Source organism: Janthinobacterium sp. GW458P (assembly GCF_002127585.1).
In the GTDB taxonomy this organism is placed as follows: domain Bacteria; phylum Pseudomonadota; class Gammaproteobacteria; order Burkholderiales; family Burkholderiaceae_D; genus Janthinobacterium.
In genome coordinates, this window is the sequence record NZ_NEGZ01000015.1 from 1 (window position 1) to 16,358 (window position 16,358).

A 16,358-nucleotide genomic window follows, 5' to 3' on the forward strand; every position below is an offset into this window, starting at 1 on the left:
CGATGCTGTCCGTGCCGCTGCGCACTTCGCCCACGATGTTGAGCAGGCTCGCGTTCATGTCCTTCAGGGCCAGCAGAAGTTGCCCGGTTTCATCCTTGGCGCTGGCGTCGATCTGCGCCGTCAGGTCGCCGTCGGCCACCTTGCGGGCGATCTCCACGGCCGTGCGCAGGGGGCGCACGATGCCCATGGTCAAGACCCAGGCGCAGACGACGCCAAAAGCCAGCGCCAGCGCGGCCAGCACCAGCATCAGGTTGCGGCTGGTATTGGCGACGGCGTCGATCTCGCGCGCGGTGGCGTCGATGCTGGCGCGCTGGTGTTCCAGCAAGTCCAGCACCATCTTCTGGTATTTGGCGGCGGCCGGCACGAAAGTCTTTTCAAACACCTCGTTGGCGGCATCGACCTGCGCTTCCCCCTTCAGCTTGTAGACCTGGTCGCGCGAACCGATGTACAGCTTGCGCTGTTCCAGCAGGCCGGCGAACATGGCTTTTTCCTCGGGCGTATCGATCAGCGCCTCGATCTTCTTTTGCAGCTCGGCCGAGCTGGCCGACGACACTTTCGATTCTTCAGCGAAGTAGCCGCTGAGCGAGGTATCGCTGCTGCGGGCGATGGCGATGGTGCGGCGCACGGCGCTGTCGATGCGGCCGTACCAGTCGGAAATATAACGTTCCTTGGCCAAGGGCTGCTCCATCATGGTGCGCGTGGCCGTGGCCACGTCGTGCAGGCGCCAGACACTGATGCCCGTGATAACCATGGAAAACAACAAGATCACGGCAAAACCGAGTCCAAGGCGGACCCCGATGCTGACGTTTCGTAATAAATTCATGTGACTATCCTAAAAAGCCCCGATGCCAGCTTGATAACAGGCTGGCGATCTCGCTCATGGGCGCGTGCTGGCTGGCCGCTGTAGCGAATTGGCGTGACAAGTGAAACTGGCGCACGGTTCGCGTGAACCGTGCGCCAGGAAATGCGCTAGCGTGCGCCTTGCTGAAAAAGCAAGCAATGCTTGGGGTCAATTGTTTCCAAAAAAAACCTATCTGCACCAGGGCGGCATGAAAGGTTCAGGGCAAGGCGCGTTGCCGAAGACAGTACGGCAATGCAACACCGCCCTGGACTTTTCCTGGCGGCCTAGGCTGCCAGTTTTTCGATCAGGCCCATGTCGGCGCTGGACATCAGCTGGTCGATATCGACCAGGATCAGCATGCGCTCGTCGATGGTGCCCAGGCCGATCACGTATTCCGTATCGATCGAGCGGCCCATGTCCGGCGCCGGCTTGATCTGTTCGGGCATCAAGGTGGTGACGTCGGAGACGCGGTCGACGACCATGCCGACGACGCGGTTGCCGATATTGAGGATGATGACGACGGTGAACTGGTCATAGCTGGGCGTGCCCAGGTTGAACTTGATGCGCATGTCAACGATCGGCACGATGATGCCGCGCAAGTTGACCACGCCCTTGACGAACTCGGGGGCGTTGGCGATGCGCGTCGGCGTTTCATAGCTGCGGATTTCGCTGACCTTCTGGATATCAATGCCGTACTCTTCCTGGCCCAGGGTAAAAGCCAGGTATTCGGCGGCCTTGGCGACGGCCGTGCCAGTTTCGCTGGAAATGGTGCTCATGATCTTCCTTTATCTAATTGAATCGCCCGGGGGCGCAGGCCACGGCACGCCGTACGCATGCCACTGACGTGAGAAGAGCCATCCAAACGAATGGCTCCTGCTAGTGTGTTTTTGCAAATACTTTCTTGTAATTAGCTTACGCTTCTAATTTCCGTGCGGCAATGTTACCCCATGTAAATTTTACGTGCACTAAAAAAGAGCATTCGAGGCCAGCCGGCGTTACCAGGAAGGAAATTACGTGGCAAAAACGTCACGTCCGCGCGGCATCCGCGGGACCGCCGCCACAGGCGTCCGCGCCACCGGGGCCGGCGTTTTATGCGACACTGCGCGCTTTGCCTTTTAGAAGTCTGAACATGGATTCCTTGCTTTCCCAATGGCAACCACGCCTGCTGGCGCTGGCCAGGGCCGGCCTGGGCGACGACAGCGCCCACGACATCAACCATTTGCAGCGCGTCTGGCGCAACGCCGCCGTCCTGCTGCGGGAGCATGCACAGGCCGATGCGCTCGTCGTGCTGGCCGCCTGCTATCTGCACGACCTGGTCAACTTGCCGAAAAACCATCCCGAACGCCACCTGGCATCGCGCCAGGCGGCCGTGCTGGCCTGCCGCCAGCTGGCCGAGCTGGATTTCCCCGCCGATAAACTCGAAGCCGTCGCCCACGCCATCGAGACGCACAGCTTTTCCGCCAACCTGGCGCCGGCCACCATCGAAGCGCGGATCGTGCAGGATGCCGACCGCATCGACGCGCTGGGCGCCGTGGGACTGGCGCGCCTGTTCTACACGGCGGCGCGCATGGACAGCGCGCTGGCGCATGGCACGGACCCGCTGGCCCGGCATCGCCCGCTCGACGACAAGGCCTACGCGCTCGACCATATCGTCACCAAGCTCGACAAGCTGCCCGGCAAGATGCAGACGGCGGCGGGCCGCGCCCTGGCCGAACAGCGGCTGGCCGTGCTGACGGATTTTCGCGCCGCCTTTGCCGACGAATGGGGAATTGCTCTCTAGCATGGGTGGCGATAGCCAGCGCCGCACATGCTGTCTATAATATAAGACTCAACTATCGCGCCGCGCGTCAGCAGCATCCTGCCACGCAGCGGCGCAACGCCAACAACAGAACCCTGCCGGCCGCATGGCTGCGCGGGGTGCGCGCCGAAAGCATGCATGTCCGATAAAACCAGCCCCGACAGCCATTCCACATCCCCGCCCGCCGCGCCTGAGCGCGCCGGCAATCTCAACTTCATCCTCGTCTGCGTCTTCATCGACATGCTGGGCATCGGCCTGGTGGTGCCCGTGCTGCCCATCCTGATCGGCGACTTTGTCAGCGGCAAGGATGCGCAGGCATTCTGGTACGGCATCATGGCAGCCGTCTTCGGCTTGCTGCAATTCATCTTCATGCCCATGCTGGGCGCCATCAGCGACCGCGTGGGACGCCGCCCGGTGCTGCTGTACTCGATGGCCGGCATGGGCATCAATTTCCTCGCCACGGGATGGGCGCCCAACCTGGCCTGCCTGTTCATCGGCCGCATCATCGGCGGCGTCTCGTCGGCCAGCATGTCCGTGGCCTCGGCCTACGCCTCCGACATTTCCACGCCGGACAACCGCGCCAAGAGCTTCGGCAAGATCGGCGCCGCCTTCGGCCTGGGCTTCATCTGCGGCCCCATGCTGGGCGGCCTGCTGGGCGAGATCAATCTGCACCTGCCGTTCTACGTGGCGGCAGGCCTGTCGGCGGCCAATTTCATCTACGGCTATTTTATGGTGCCCGAATCGCTGCTGCGGGGACCCGGTCCCCGCCCGCCATTTACTTTCGCCCGCATCAACCCGTTCGCGGCCCTGCTGAAACTGGCGCGCCGCGTGGAAATCCGCGGCCTGGTGGTGGCCTTCGGCCTGATGACGTTTGCGCAAATGATGCTCAACACCACCTGGGTGCTGTACACGCACTTCCGCTTCGACTGGACGCCGCGCCAGAACGGCATCGCCCTGTTCTGCGTGGGCCTGTGCGCGGCCGTCGTGCAGGCGGGCCTGCTGGGCATACTCATCAAGCGATTTGGCGAAGTGCGCTTGTCCTTGCTGGGCATGGCCTCGGGCGCCCTCACCTATCTGCTGTACGGCCTGGCCACGCAGGGCTGGATGATGTATGCCCTGATTCTGTGCAACCTGCTGGCCTTTGCCGCCGGCCCCGCCCTGCAAGGCATCATCTCGAAGGCGTCCGGCGCCGGCGAACAGGGTGAACTGATGGGTTCCCTGCAATCGATCAGCAGCCTGGGCATCATCATCATGCCTTTGCTGGGCAGCATGATCCTGGGCGAAGTGAGCCACTTGCCGGCGCAGGACTGGCGCATCGGCAGCACCTTCTATCTGTGCGCCATCATGCAGACTCTGGGCATCGTCGTGGCCTGGCGCTACTTCCAGGCGCAGCGCCTGGCCAGACTTGCGGTTTCCACCACAAAGTAGTCGGCAGGATAATATTGCATTCGAGAAATAAATAGGCGAGAATGGGAAATCAGCCGCGCGTCACCGACGTCCGGCATTCGATGGCAAGCAAGGATGGGTATGACTGACTTTTATTCCAGCGCCTGGCGCCGAACCGTGGCCCTGCTGGCGCTGACGCTGCCGTCGCTGGCGGGCGCACAATGCTCGCGCGACATCCAGGTGCCCGTCTCGGCCATCGGCGCCAGCGTGGTCGTCAATGGCGCCACGGTCAGCGGCATCTACCCCGACTTGCTGCGCAGCATGGGTGCCAAGCTCGGCTGCAACTTCATTTTCACGCCCGTGCCCCGCGCGCGCCTGGAAGCCATGTTCGAGGCGGGCAAGGCCGATATGCTGATCCCCGCCAACAGCACGCCGCGGCGCGACCAGCATGGCCTGTTCATTCCGCTGGTAGGCAACCGTCCCCTGCTGATCTCGCTGCAGGGCGCGCGCGCGCCCGTCAACACCATGCAGGATCTGATCGAGCGGCGCGAATTGCGCGTGGCGCTCGTGCGCGGCTACGACTATGGCACGCCGTACCAGGCGCTGGCCAAGGAGCTGAGCAGCCAGGGCCGCCTGTTCTACGAGGTCGACGCCCTTTCCGTGGCGCGCCTGATGCAAAGCGGCTTCATCGACGCCACCATCATGAGCCCCACCATCCTGTCGGGCGTGGCGCAGAACGATGCGCGCGTGTACGGCCTGGCCGACCGGCTGCGCCTGGAAGCCTTGCCGGAATTGCCATGGGGCATGAGCGGCGTCTACCTGTCGCGCAAGTCGCTGACGGCGGAAGACCAGGCGGCCCTGCGCGAACTGCTGGAAAAAGCGGCCCGCTCAGGCGCCCTGATGGATGGCTTCCAGCGCCATCACCGGCAGGAACTGCTGTCGCTGAGCATACGTCCCCGCTAAGGCCGGCATGTCCGGTCTCGTCGTCGCCGTCGTCCTGTTTGCCGCCCTGCTGCACGCCAGCTGGAACGTCATCGTCAAGTCGGGCAAGGATACCTTCCTCACGACGGTGCTCGTCTCCGTGGGCGCGGCGCTGATCTCGCTGGCAATCTTGCCTTTCGTCAATACTCCCGCTCCTGCCAGCTGGCCCTGGCTGGCCGCCTCGGCCGTGGCTCAGCTCGCCTATTATTCGCTGCTGGCGGCCGCCTACAAGGCCGGCGACATGAGCCATGCCTACCCGCTGATGCGCGGCAGCGCGCCCCTGCTGGTGGCGCTGGCCAGCTGGCCGCTGATCGGCGAGCGGCTCGCGCCCTTGCAGATGGGCGCGATCGCCTGCATCAGCGCGGGCATCCTTGGCCTGTATGTTGCCGCGCGCGCGCCCGCCACCCCTGGCATCGCGAAAAACACGGGGCGCGCCACCGCCTTTGCGCTGGGCAACGCCGGCGTCATCGCCAGCTATACCCTGATCGACGGCATCGGCGTGCGCCTGTCGGGCGCGCCGGCCGCCTACACGATGTGGATTTTTGTGCTGAACGGCGCCGGACTGCTGCTGTGGACAATGCTGCGCCGCCGCGCCGGCCTGCTGGCGTATGCGCACACGCAATGGCGCCTGGCCGCCTTGGGCGGCTTCGGCACCCTGGCCTCGTACGGCCTGGCCCTGTGGGCCATGACGCAGGCGCCCGTGGCCGCCATCGCGGCCCTGCGCGAAACATCGATTCTGTTCGCCATCGCCATTGCGGCCCTGTTCCTGCGCGAAAAAATCAGCCCCCGCCGCTATGTGGCCATCGCCCTGATCGCGGCGGGCGCCATTCTCATGCGCATGGGCTAGCGGGCGTCCAGCGGCGCGATCGGCAATTCGATGGCGCTGGCCGCCCCTGCCGCGTGGTACACGCGCTGCGTCGCCTTTCTATAATGGCCCGGGTCGGCCAGGAAGATGTTCGGCACGTAGTTTTGCGGGTTGCGGTCGTACAGGGGGAACCAGCTCGACTGCACTTGCACGGCAATGCGGTGGCCGGGCAGGAAGACGTGATTCGCGTTCGGCAAGGCGAAGCGGTAGCGCTCCACTTTGCCCGCCGGTATCGGCGTCGGGTGCTCGAAGCTGTCGCGGTAGCGCCCGCGGAAGATATCCATCGCCACGCCCAGCTGGTAGCCGCCCATGGCCGGCTGCGACGGCACTTCGTCCGGATACACGTCGATCAGTTTCACCACCCAGTCCGCATCCGTGCCGCTGGTGGCGGCGAACAGGTTGACCATCGGTGCGCCGGCAATGCGCACAGCTTCCTTCAACGGCGCGGACATGTAGCTGAGCACGTCCGTGCGGTCCGCATAGCCGCGCTGGTCGCTGACCAGCCATGGCTTCCACACGTCGGCGTCAATGAGGCGCACGGGACGGGGCACGAACGGCACGGGCTTGGCCGGATCGGCCACGTATTCGTCGAAAGCGCCTTCCGCCGCATCCGCAGGGCCCGATGGCGCCGCAAAGCCCAGCTGGTTGCCCTCCTGCAGGTAGATCGGCGTCAGTTTCGTGTCGCAGGTCTCGCAGGCCAGCGGCCACTGCTGCAGGCGCTGCCACTGGTTGGTGCCGCTCTGGTAGGACACGACGGGCGCCGTGTTCGCTTCCGGCGCGCCATCCTTCAGGTATTGATTGAGGAATGGCTGCATGACTTTTTCGCGGAACTGGCGCGCCGTGTCGCCGTCAAACTTCAGGGCGCCCAGGCTGGAACCGTCATAGTTGACGCCGCTGTGACGCCATGGCCCCACGGCCAGGTAATTGAGGTTGTTGCGCTTGTCGCGCCCTTCCATCGCCGTATAGGTGGCGTAGGCGCCATAGATGTCTTCCTGGTCCCATTGCCCCACCACGTGCATGGTGGGCACGATCAGCGGGCGCTTCGCCAGGATTTTATCGAGCGCCTGTTCCTGCCAGTAACTGTCGTAGGCCGGGTGCTCGAACAGCTTTTTCGTGTACGTCAGCTTGTCGATGCCGAATTTCTTCGCATAGGCGCCTGCCGAGCCGATGCGCAGATACGCGTCGTACTCGTCGTAGACGCCCAGCACGGGAGACTCGCCGCTGCCGCGCGCGCTCGTCTGCCACGCCAGGTAGGACAAGCTGGGCATGCGGAAGGCGCCGTTGTGGAACCAGTCATCGCCGCGCCAGCCATCGACCATGGCGCTCATGGGGATGGCCACCTTCAGCGCCGGATGCGGGTCGACCAGGGCCATCAGCACCGTGTGGCCTTCGTACGACGAACCGAGCATGCCCACCTTGCCATTGCTTTCTGGAATATTTTTCGACAGCCAGTCGATGGTGTCCCACGCATCGGTCACATTATCGACCTTGGTATGGTTCAGCGGACCGCGCACGGGGCGCGTCATCACGTAGTCGCCTTCGGAACCATGCTTGCCGCGCACGTCCTGGAAGACACGGATGTAGCCGTTTTCCACCAGGGTATCGTCGCCCTGCGGCAAGGTGGCCAGCATGCTGGCGCTGGTGGCGCGCTGGGCGCGGCGGGCCGCGTTGTACGGCGTGCGCGTGAGCATGATCGGCGCTCCTTTCGCGCCCTTCGGCACGACGATCACCGTGTACAGCTTGACGCCGTCGCGCATGGGGATCATCACCACGCGCTTGACGTAATCGTTCAGGTCCGGCATCACCAGCTTGGCGCCGATATCGGGCGTCATCGGCGGCGTTTGCGGCTTTTGCGACGTTTTCAGGGTTTGCGCCAGCAAGGGGGCGCTGAACAAGGTACTGACAAGCAGGGCCAGGCCGGTGAGCCGGACGGGGGACGACACGCGCATACTGTTCTCCAATGATACATGCCACGCAAAAGTGGCCGAACGGCAATAGTACCCGGAAAGCAAGTTTTGCATAAGGCAAGCCTCTGACGCGGCGCAGCAGATAAATCCGGCCGCAACTTGACAGAACGCGCCTGAACTGCAACCATAACGCCATGAAATTTATCCCGTCACAACACGCCTGCTTGAATTGGTGGTCCCGCTCACTTTCGCGCGGCCACTCTATAGTGATGTGAATTTGATCCACGCCGCCTCGATCGGTGGCGTAACAGGCTCAGCCTGGATCATCCCCGATGCAGGCGGCTCAAAAGGAAACTTGATGAGCTTGCCTAACACCCCCGATACCCCCGACACCGACAACGCCCCGGCAGCACCGCTGTCCGCCGCCGCCATCGCTTCGCAATCCGTGATCCTGACGGGTGACCGCCCGACCGGCCCCCTGCACCTGGGCCACTATGTGGGCAGCCTGCGCGACCGCGTCCGCTACCAGAACAGCTACAAGCAATTCATCATGCTGGCCGACGCGCAGGCGCTGACGGACAATATGGACGACATCGACAAGGTGCACCGCAACGTCGTCGAGGTGGCGCTCGACTACCTGGCCGTCGGCATCGACCCAACGAAAACCACGGTGTTCATCCAGTCGCAGATTCCGGAACTGGCCGAGCTGACCTTTTACTACCTGAACATCGTCACCGTGGCGCGCCTCGAGCGCAATCCCACCGTCAAGGAAGAAATCCGCCTGCGCGGCTTCGAGCGCGACATTCCGGCCGGCTTTTTGACCTACCCCGCAAGCCAGGCGGCCGACATCACCGCCTTCAAGGCGGGCGTGGTGCCCGTGGGCGAAGACCAGATCCCGATGATCGAGCAGACGAATGAAATCGTGCGCCGCTTCAACCGCATGTACAACCGCGAAGTATTGATGGAATGCAAGGCGCTGGTGCCCGATATCGGCCGCCTGCCCGGCATCGACGGCAAGGCGAAGATGAGCAAGTCGCTGGGCAACACCATCAACCTGGGCGCTACCCCGGCCGAAATCACGGCCGCCGTGAAAAAAGTCTATACGGACCCGCTGCACCTGCGCGTGGAAGACCCGGGCCACCTGGAAGGCAATATCGCGTTTACCTACCTGGACGCGTTCGATCCGGAAAAAGCGGCGCTGGCCGAAATGAAAGCCCATTACGTGCGCGGCGGCCTGGGCGACAGCATCGTCAAGAAGCGCCTGGACGTGGTCTTGCAGGAAATGCTGGCGCCGATCCGCGCCCGCCGCGAAGAGTTCGCCAAGGACAAGGGGCAAGTCATCCAGATGCTCAAGGAAGGCACCTTCAAGGCGCGCGAAGTGGCGGCCCGCACGGCCGACGAAGTCAAGTCCGCACTGGGCCTGAATTACTTCTAATCACCATTTACAAATAGCAAACTGATGCGCCTTGGCGGAGTCGGGTAAAATCCCGTCTTCGCCAGGGCGCAATGCATTTGGCACCGTGGCATCAGCAATCAGTAGAGAAGACAAACGCGCAATGACCGATACCGCAATCGAACGGCTGCTGCAGCAGCATTTTTCCATCGATGCGCTGCAACAGGCGCCCGCGCCCCTGCAGCAGGCGCTGCGCATGCTGGGCGGCTGGCTGGCCGCCGGACGCGACACGGCCTATCCGCACACGCCCTACGCTGAGCTGCTGACGCAGCTGTCCGACATCAGCCCGCCCGCGCACGGCATGCCCGTGGCGGACTTTCTGCAGGAGCTGGACGCCACCGTGCTGGCCAATACGGCCCAGCTGAACCACCCGCTCTACATCGGCCACATGACGCAGGCCCTGCCCTGGATCAGCGTGCTGGCCGAAGCGTTCACGGCCACCCTGAACCAGAACCAGGTGAAGATCGAGACGGCGTATGTGTCGACCCTGATCGAAAAGCAGATCCTCGGCTGGCTGCACCGCCAGGTGTACCGGCAGGCCGACAGCGTCTACGCGCAGGCCATGGCCGCCACCAGCGGCGCGCTGGGCAATGTCGTCAATGGCGGCACCATGGGCAACCTGACGGCGCTGGCCGTGGCGCTGGAAAAACAATTGCCCGGCACGCGCAAGCGCGGTTTGTTTGCCGCCGTGCAAGAATCCGGCTACGCGGGACTGGCCGTGATCGGTTCGGCCCGCAGCCATTATTCCGTGAAAAAGGCGCTGGCGACCCTGGGCCTGGGCGAAAACGCGCTGCAGCTGGTGGCCGTCGACCGCGACAACCGCATCGACATCGCCGCGCTGGAAGCGACCATTGCCGACTTGAAATTGCGCAATATCAAGGTCGTCGCCATGATCGGCATCGCCGGCACGACGGAAACGGGCGCCATCGACCCGCTGGCCGCCATGGCGGCCATTGCGGCACGGGAAAATATCTGGTTCCACGTGGACGCGGCCTGGGGCGGCGCCCTGCTGATCGCCGAACAGTACCGCGCGCTGTATGACGGCATTGCCCTGGCCGACTCCGTCGTCATCGACGGCCACAAGCTGCTGTGGGTGCCGATGGCGCAAAGCATGGTGCTGTTCAAGGACAACGCCAGCCTGAACCTGTTGAAGCACAACGCCAACTACATCTTGCGCGACAATTCCGGCGACCTGGGCCAGACATCGCTGGAAGGCTCGCGCCGCTTCGACGCCCTGAAACTGTGGACCTCGTTCAAGGTGCTGGGCGTGTCCGGCTACACGACCCTGCTGCGGCAGGCGGCCACCCTGTCCGGCCAGCTGCAGGATCTATTGGCCGACCAGCAGGATTTCGAGCTGATCACGCGCTCCGACACCTTCATCCTCACCTACCGCTACGTGCCCGCGCACTTGCGCCAGCGCATGGACAGCCTGCTGGCCGGCGGACAGCCGGAAGCGGCGGCCGAACTGAACAAGCAACTGAACACCTTGAACGCCAAGCTGCAAAACCGCCAGAAAGCGCAAGGCCACAGCTTCGTGTCGCGCACGGTGCTCGAATCGACGCGCTACCCTGGCCCGACCAACGTGCTGCGCGTGGTCATGACGAATGTCAGGACGCGCCCCCACCACCTGCGCGCCATCCTGGCCGAGCAGCGCGCCATCGGCCAGGCGCTGGTGGCGGAACTGGGGATGTAACACCTTTCCACCCATCAACCTTGACTGGATGCCCGATGCACAGGCTGACCGCCCTTTCTGACCTGTTACGGCATCTGCTGAAATGGCTGCTGCTGGCCGGTATGGTCGCGGTCCTGGCCGGCACAGCCTCGGCCGCCTTCCTGTACGCCCTGGACTGGGCCACGCGCACGCGCCTGGCGCACGCCTGGCTGATCTGGCTGCTGCCCGTGGCGGGCTTTGCCGTCGGCTGGCTGTATTTGCGCTACGGCAGCAGTGTCGAGGGCGGCGCGAACCTGCTCATCGATGAAATCCACGATCCGAAGAAAATCATCCCGCTGCGCATGGCGCCGCTGGTACTGGGCGGCACCGTCATCTCGCATGTGTTCGGCGCCTCCGTCGGGCGCGAAGGGACGGCCGTGCAGATGGGCGGCGCGCTGGCCGACCAGCTCACGCGCATGTTTCGCCTGAACAATGAAGACCGACGCATCATCCTGATGGCCGGCATCAGCGCCGGTTTTGCCTCCGTCTTCGGCACGCCGCTGGCGGGCGCCCTCTTCGGCCTGGAAGTGCTGGCCATCGGCCGCCTGCGCTATGAAGCCATGCTGCCCTGCCTGGCTGCCGCCGTCATCGCCGACCAGGTAGGCCTGCTGTGGGGCGTCCAGCATACGCATTACGCCGTACCCCTGATCCCCGCCCTCTCCGCCTGGACTTTATCCGCCATGGTGATCGCCGGCGTGCTGTTCGGCGTGACCGGCAAACTGTTTGCGCACGCCACGCACGGCTTGAGCGGCCTGATGAAGCGCTGCATCGGCTACGCCCCGCTGCGCCCGCTGGCGGGCGGCCTCGTCGTCGCCATCGCCGTGTGGCTGATGGGCACCGATAAATATATCGGCCTGGGCATTCCCACCATCGTCGACGCCCTCAAGGAGCCGCTGCCCGCATATGATTTCCTCGGCAAGATGGCGTTCACCATCGTCTCGCTGGGCACGGGATTCAAGGGCGGCGAAGTGACGCCCCTGTTCTTCATCGGCGCGACCCTGGGCAATGCGCTGGGGCCTGTGCTGCACCAGCCCGTCGCCCTGCTGGCCGCCGTCGGCTTCGTCGCCGTGTTTGCGGGAGCGGCCAACACGCCGATTGCCTCGACCCTGATGGCGATGGAACTGTTCGGCGCCGAGATCGGCGTGTACGCGGCCATCGCCTGCGTCGTGGCCTACCTGTTTTCCGGCCACGCGGGCATTTATAGGGCGCAGCGCAGCGGGCATGCCAAGCGCACCGCCCGCAAGGAACTTGAACCATGACCCAGAACATCTACGACAACGACGCCTTCTTCGCGGCCTACAGCCAGCTGCCCCGCTCGATTGGCGGCCTCGACAGCGCTCCCGAATGGCCGGCCCTGCGCGCCATGCTGCCCGACCTGCGGGGAAAAAGCGTGCTCGACCTGGGCTGCGGCTATGGCTGGTTCTGCCGCTGGGCGGCAGAACAGGGCGCGGCGCGGATATTGGGCGTGGACGTGTCGGAAAAGATGCTGGCGCAGGCAGGCGGCATGGGAGAACATGCAGCTGTCAGCTATGCCCGGCTTGATCTGGAACAACTGGCCTTGCCGCCCGCCAGCTATGATCTGATTTACAGCTCGCTCGCCTTCCACTACATCGAAGGTTTCGACGCCTTGCTGGCCGCCATCCGCCACGGCTTGAAGCCGGGCGGCAAGCTGGTGTTTTCCATCGAGCACCCGATCTTCATGGCGCCGCGCCAGCCAGGCTGGCTGACGGATGCGCAAGGCCGCAAGCGCTGGCCCGTCGACAGCTACCAGCAGCAAGGCCCGCGCGTGTCGGACTGGCTGGCACCCGGCGTCATCAAGCGGCACCGCACCCTGGGCACGACCATCAATGCGCTGCTGCAAGCGGGTTTGCAGCTGGACCATGTGGAAGAATGGGGCCCCACTGACGAGCAGATCGCGCAGCAGCCGGCCCTGGCGGAAGAGCGCGAACGGCCGATGCTGCTGCTGGTGGGGTGCGGCCTGCGCTAATCCCCTTGGGGCCGCAGCGCCGCCCAGCCCTGCAAGGCCAGCGGCACGGCCCTGGCCCAGCGGTTCGACGACAGCGAAAACGTCAGCGCGCGCACCTGGTGATACCAGCCGGCGGGCACGTACAGCATGTCGCCCGGCTCGACGATGCATTCAATCATGGTCGCCTGGCGCGCCAGGGGGAAGCGCTCGAAATCGGGCGCTTCCGGGTCGAAGGGCGAACCGAACAGGATGGCGTTCGCCTCGCTCGGATACAGGAAGGCGTCATGGTGCGGCGGCGACAAAAAGATGCGCTTGCGGCCCCACACCTGGGCGAAGATATTGTCGTCGTAATCGCAATGCAAAGGCGTCACCGTGCCGGCCGGCCCCACCCAGAAGCGCGGCGGGCCCATCTTGTCGAAATACGTGGGCCAGTGGCACAAACGGTTCAGCTCGCGCAATTCCAGGTTGCCCAGGTACGGCGGCAGCGCGTACTCGCCCTCGGCCACCAGATCCAGGTATTGCCCCATCGACATGTCCTGCATGGCGCGGTCGGCCGCGAACGCCGTGTTGATGTAGTCGCCCACCCGCGCCCGCACGGGCACGTGGCTGAACTGCTCGCGCAAGACCTCCGGCCCCAGGGCCGACAAGGGCCAGCGCTGCACCAGGCCGCGCATCAGGAATGGCAAGCCCAGCGCGGCGCGCGCGCGAAAGGCGGCCGCATCCAGCATGGCCAGGCGCGGCACTTCGGCGATGGCGGGCAGGCCGCGTGCCGCCTGCCTGATGGCCTTGCGCATGGCGTCGATGGACGTGACGCCGCGCACCAGCGCATCCTTGTGCTCGCGCGCCTGCTTGCGGGCCAGGGCCGCTTCAGGCGAACTGAATTCGGCTGGCGGGCGCGGCGGCAGCGCACGCGGCGCCGCCGATGGCGGCGTTTGCCCGGAGGCAAGTGAATTTTTCTTTACTGACATAAACCTTCTTTGCTATCGATGCCTTGCGCGACAGGAAGCACGCGTGCGCTATTTTAAGCGAGCACGGCCCGGCTGGGCGCAACGACGATCTTCTGCGGCACGTCCGGCACGGGAGCGCCGGCGGCCAGCGCCAGCAGGACTGGCGCCATGCCGGCCACGGACAAACGCCAGTCCACGGCTACATGGGCTAGCGCGCTTTGCGGCATCGATGGCGCTTGCGCCTCCTGCGGCTCCTGCACCAGCACCCTGCCGCCATGGGCCTTGATGGCCCGCAAGCCGGCCGTGCCGTCGTCCAGGTAGCCGCTGAGGATCACGCCCACCGTTTTCGGCCCGAAAGCGGCGGCAGCACTGCGAAACAGCGGGTCGATGGCGGGACGCGTGTGATGTTCCCTGGGCCCCCGGGTCAACTCGACCGTCGCCCGGCCAGCCAGCCTGACGACCAGCATATGCCGGTCCGGCGGCGCCAGCAGGATGCAGCCGGCGCGCAAGGGTTCGCCCGTTTCGGCAAAGCGCACGGGCAAGGCGGAGTGCTTGCCGAGGATCTCGGGCAGCACGCTCTTGCGCCTGCCCACATGCATGACGACCAGGATGGCCGCAGGAAAACCCGCCGGCAAGGCGGCGAAGGTGGTGGACAGCGCATTCACGCCACCCGCGGAAGCCCCCATGACGATCAGCGTTTCCATGCCAGGCCCTTTTCGCACCAGGTTCAGGAATGCATTCTGCTGTGCCTTGCATCATGATTCCGTGCGCCGACTAACCCAGTATGTCACATCAGACACGCCCCCACGACGCATCGACGCCTGGCAAAAGCGTCGCGAACGGAAGGGAGAGGTGGCCGAGAAGCGCAACCGCACTGAGGTGCGGTGAGCATCGCAGGCTACCTATACCGACGCGCAGCAGCTTAGGCCAGGCGTCCTCAGACAGGGGTTTTGAAGATGGGATCGACAATAAACTGCTGCGCCTTGATGCGCAAGGTGCGCTCCTCGTCCAGCTCGGCGCGCGTTTCGCCCAGCTCTTCGCGCTCCGCTTCCAGCTCCAGGCGCACGGCGGCCAGTTCCGTTTCCACGCGCGTCAGGCTCTCCAGCTTCAGCTGGGCCTGGATCAGTTCCGCGCGCGCCGCTTCGGCCGCGTCTTCCAGGCGCGGGATGCCTTCGAGCTTGAATTGCGCCTTGGCCAGGTCCATGCGCGCCTGCTCGGCCGCCTCTTCCAGGCGCGGCAAGCCTTCCAGGCGCAGCTGCGCCTTGGCCAGGTCCGTGCGGGCCTGGTTGGCCACCTGCCGTTCGCGCTCGAGTTCTTCGCGCAAGGTTTCCAGTTCGCCCGCCTGCAAATCGAGCAATTCCTGCTGGCGCTCGTTTTCGCTGGCCAGGTCCATCAATTCCTGTTGATTGTCGTTCATCTCGGCTTCATGCGCGCTGTGGCTGGCGCTTAATTCCTGCCCTACATAATCGAGGATGGCTTGCTGCAGCACGGGCGACAGTTCGGCGGCGGCGGCGATCTGGCGCTGCGCACCGGCCTTGCGGCGCTGCAAGAGTTTGCTGATGGTGCCCAGGCAGGCGCCGTTGCCCAGCCGCTCGCGCAGCGCGCGCACCGTGATGGCCTGGCCTTCGCCCGCCATCGCTTCCATTGCCGCATTGATCTGTTCCGCGCTTACTTTTGCCATGTCGTCTACTCTTGAATGTTGCCCAGGGCAATCTTGCCCAGGGGCATTATCTTATGCCAGCGGCGGCAAAGCGTAAAGTATTTCTCAATAGAAATTGCAATTGCACAACGGAATGGCGTGCAAACATGCGGCTTGGGAGCTTATTCTTCGAGCAGACCGTTTTCGGTCAGCATATCCTGCACCAGTTCCAGGCGCAGCACGGGATTGTCCTGGCTCAGCAGCAATTGCTTTTGCATGGCGCTCAGCGACAGCAGCTCGCACCAGCGGTTCGCCACCCAGCCGCACTCGTCGAGCCGGTACGGCGGCTGCAGGGGCATTTGTTCGGGCGGAATCTTTTGCTCCTGCAAGGTGCGTATCAGCGCGCCCAGGGCGTCCGCCACGTTCTGCTGCTCTTGCGGGATGGGGATGGTTTTGTCGGGTGGCAGGGTTTCAATCCGCGCCGTCCACAAGCCGTTTTTCAGCTGTTCGCTGGCCACGATGTGGAAGCGCTGCATGCCCATGCACTTGATTTGCAGCAAACCCGACAGGGGCGCGGCCCAGTCGATGACGCGCGCCAGGGTGCCCACGGGCGCCAGGGTTTCCAGCTGGCCCGGCTTGCGCACTTCCGCGCCGTCCAGCAACTGCACCACGCCGAACGGCTGCTCGCCCATGATGCACTGACGTATCATGTCCAGGTAGCGCACCTCGAAGATCTGCAGGGGCAGATAGCCATCGGGATACAGCACCGTATTGAGCGGGAACAAAGGTATCGAGGTCATGGCGCATGATGGCACGAATGCGATATCCGTGCTGCGCGCCTTGTCCTGCCTGGCCAACTGCGCC

General features: G+C 64.4%; 15 protein-coding genes. 8 read left to right on the forward strand and 7 right to left on the reverse strand.

Features of this window, described 5'->3' with window-relative positions; genetic code table 11:
• Both CBW50_RS11200 and CBW50_RS11205 read right to left on the reverse strand, forming a co-directional pair.
• Positions 1-823, reverse strand: an 823-nt coding sequence (locus CBW50_RS11200) for an MCP four helix bundle domain-containing protein (protein ID WP_139842477.1), incomplete at its 3' end; no start/stop codon positions are given.
• A gap of 302 nt (positions 824-1,125) precedes the next feature.
• The gene (locus CBW50_RS11205) at positions 1,126-1,617 is read right to left on the reverse strand and encodes a chemotaxis protein CheW (protein ID WP_086145623.1); all 492 of its coding nucleotides are present in this window, start codon (positions 1,615-1,617) and stop codon (positions 1,126-1,128) included.
• A gap of 353 nt (positions 1,618-1,970) precedes the next feature.
• On the opposite strand from CBW50_RS11205, the gene CBW50_RS11210 reads away from it, so the two are divergent.
• The 4 genes from CBW50_RS11210 (at position 1,971) to CBW50_RS11225 (ending at position 5,853) form a co-directional block, all read left to right on the forward strand.
• The gene (locus tag CBW50_RS11210) at positions 1,971-2,621 is read left to right on the forward strand and encodes an HD domain-containing protein (protein WP_086145624.1); all 651 of its coding nucleotides are present in this window, start codon (positions 1,971-1,973) and stop codon (positions 2,619-2,621) included.
• 156 nt (positions 2,622-2,777) lie between these two features.
• On the forward strand, positions 2,778-4,067 hold the full coding sequence (locus CBW50_RS11215) for a TCR/Tet family MFS transporter (protein ID WP_086145625.1): 1,290 nt from the start codon (positions 2,778-2,780) through the stop codon (positions 4,065-4,067).
• A gap of 99 nt (positions 4,068-4,166) precedes the next feature.
• The gene (locus CBW50_RS11220; RefSeq protein WP_086145626.1) at positions 4,167-4,988 is read left to right on the forward strand and encodes an ABC transporter substrate-binding protein; all 822 of its coding nucleotides are present in this window, start codon (positions 4,167-4,169) and stop codon (positions 4,986-4,988) included.
• Positions 4,989-4,995: 7 nt separating this feature from the next.
• Positions 4,996-5,853: a DMT family transporter gene (locus CBW50_RS11225; RefSeq protein WP_086145627.1), complete on the forward strand. Its 858-nt coding sequence runs from the start codon at positions 4,996-4,998 to the stop codon at positions 5,851-5,853.
• On the opposite strand, the gene CBW50_RS11230 is transcribed toward CBW50_RS11225, so the two are convergent.
• Complete coding sequence (locus CBW50_RS11230; protein ID WP_086145628.1) at positions 5,850-7,820, reverse strand: CocE/NonD family hydrolase; 1,971 nt, start codon at positions 7,818-7,820, stop codon at positions 5,850-5,852. The genes CBW50_RS11225 and CBW50_RS11230 overlap by 4 nt on opposite strands.
• Positions 7,821-8,136: 316 nt before the next feature.
• On the opposite strand from CBW50_RS11230, the gene trpS reads away from it, so the two are divergent.
• From trpS to CBW50_RS11250, 4 genes are all read left to right on the forward strand, one after another.
• Complete coding sequence (gene trpS / locus CBW50_RS11235; RefSeq protein WP_226935574.1) at positions 8,137-9,213, forward strand: tryptophan--tRNA ligase; 1,077 nt, start codon at positions 8,137-8,139, stop codon at positions 9,211-9,213.
• A 121-nt stretch (positions 9,214-9,334) separates the two neighbouring features.
• Entirely contained in the window at positions 9,335-10,924 is a 1,590-nt protein-coding gene (locus CBW50_RS11240) for a pyridoxal-dependent decarboxylase (RefSeq protein WP_086145629.1), read from the forward strand.
• A 35-nt stretch (positions 10,925-10,959) separates the two neighbouring features.
• On the forward strand, positions 10,960-12,201 hold the full coding sequence (locus CBW50_RS11245) for a voltage-gated chloride channel family protein (protein ID WP_086145630.1): 1,242 nt from the start codon (positions 10,960-10,962) through the stop codon (positions 12,199-12,201).
• Positions 12,198-12,929 carry a bifunctional 2-polyprenyl-6-hydroxyphenol methylase/3-demethylubiquinol 3-O-methyltransferase UbiG gene (locus tag CBW50_RS11250; protein WP_086145631.1) on the forward strand — a complete coding sequence of 244 codons (732 nt, stop codon included), beginning with the start codon at positions 12,198-12,200 and terminating at the stop codon, positions 12,927-12,929. Before CBW50_RS11245 ends, CBW50_RS11250 begins: the two co-directional genes overlap by 4 nt.
• Here the strand turns inward: CBW50_RS11250 and CBW50_RS11255 are convergent.
• From CBW50_RS11255 to CBW50_RS11270, 4 genes are all read right to left on the reverse strand, one after another.
• Positions 12,926-13,876, reverse strand: coding sequence for a cupin-like domain-containing protein (locus tag CBW50_RS11255; protein ID WP_086145632.1), 951 nt, complete (start codon positions 13,874-13,876; stop codon positions 12,926-12,928). The two genes, CBW50_RS11250 and CBW50_RS11255, sit on opposite strands and share 4 nt — an antisense overlap.
• 53 nt (positions 13,877-13,929) lie before the next feature.
• The gene (locus tag CBW50_RS11260) at positions 13,930-14,559 is read right to left on the reverse strand and encodes a chemotaxis protein CheB (protein ID WP_086145633.1); all 630 of its coding nucleotides are present in this window, start codon (positions 14,557-14,559) and stop codon (positions 13,930-13,932) included.
• A 233-nt stretch (positions 14,560-14,792) separates the two neighbouring features.
• Positions 14,793-15,536, reverse strand: a complete 744-nt coding sequence (locus tag CBW50_RS11265) for a DNA-binding protein (RefSeq protein ID WP_086145634.1) — start codon at positions 15,534-15,536, stop codon at positions 14,793-14,795.
• Positions 15,537-15,676: 140 nt separating this feature from the next.
• Positions 15,677-16,294 (reverse strand): LON peptidase substrate-binding domain-containing protein, encoded by a 618-nt coding sequence (locus tag CBW50_RS11270; RefSeq protein WP_086145706.1) that lies wholly within the window; start codon positions 16,292-16,294, stop codon positions 15,677-15,679.
• Positions 16,295-16,358 lie beyond the last annotated feature (64 nt).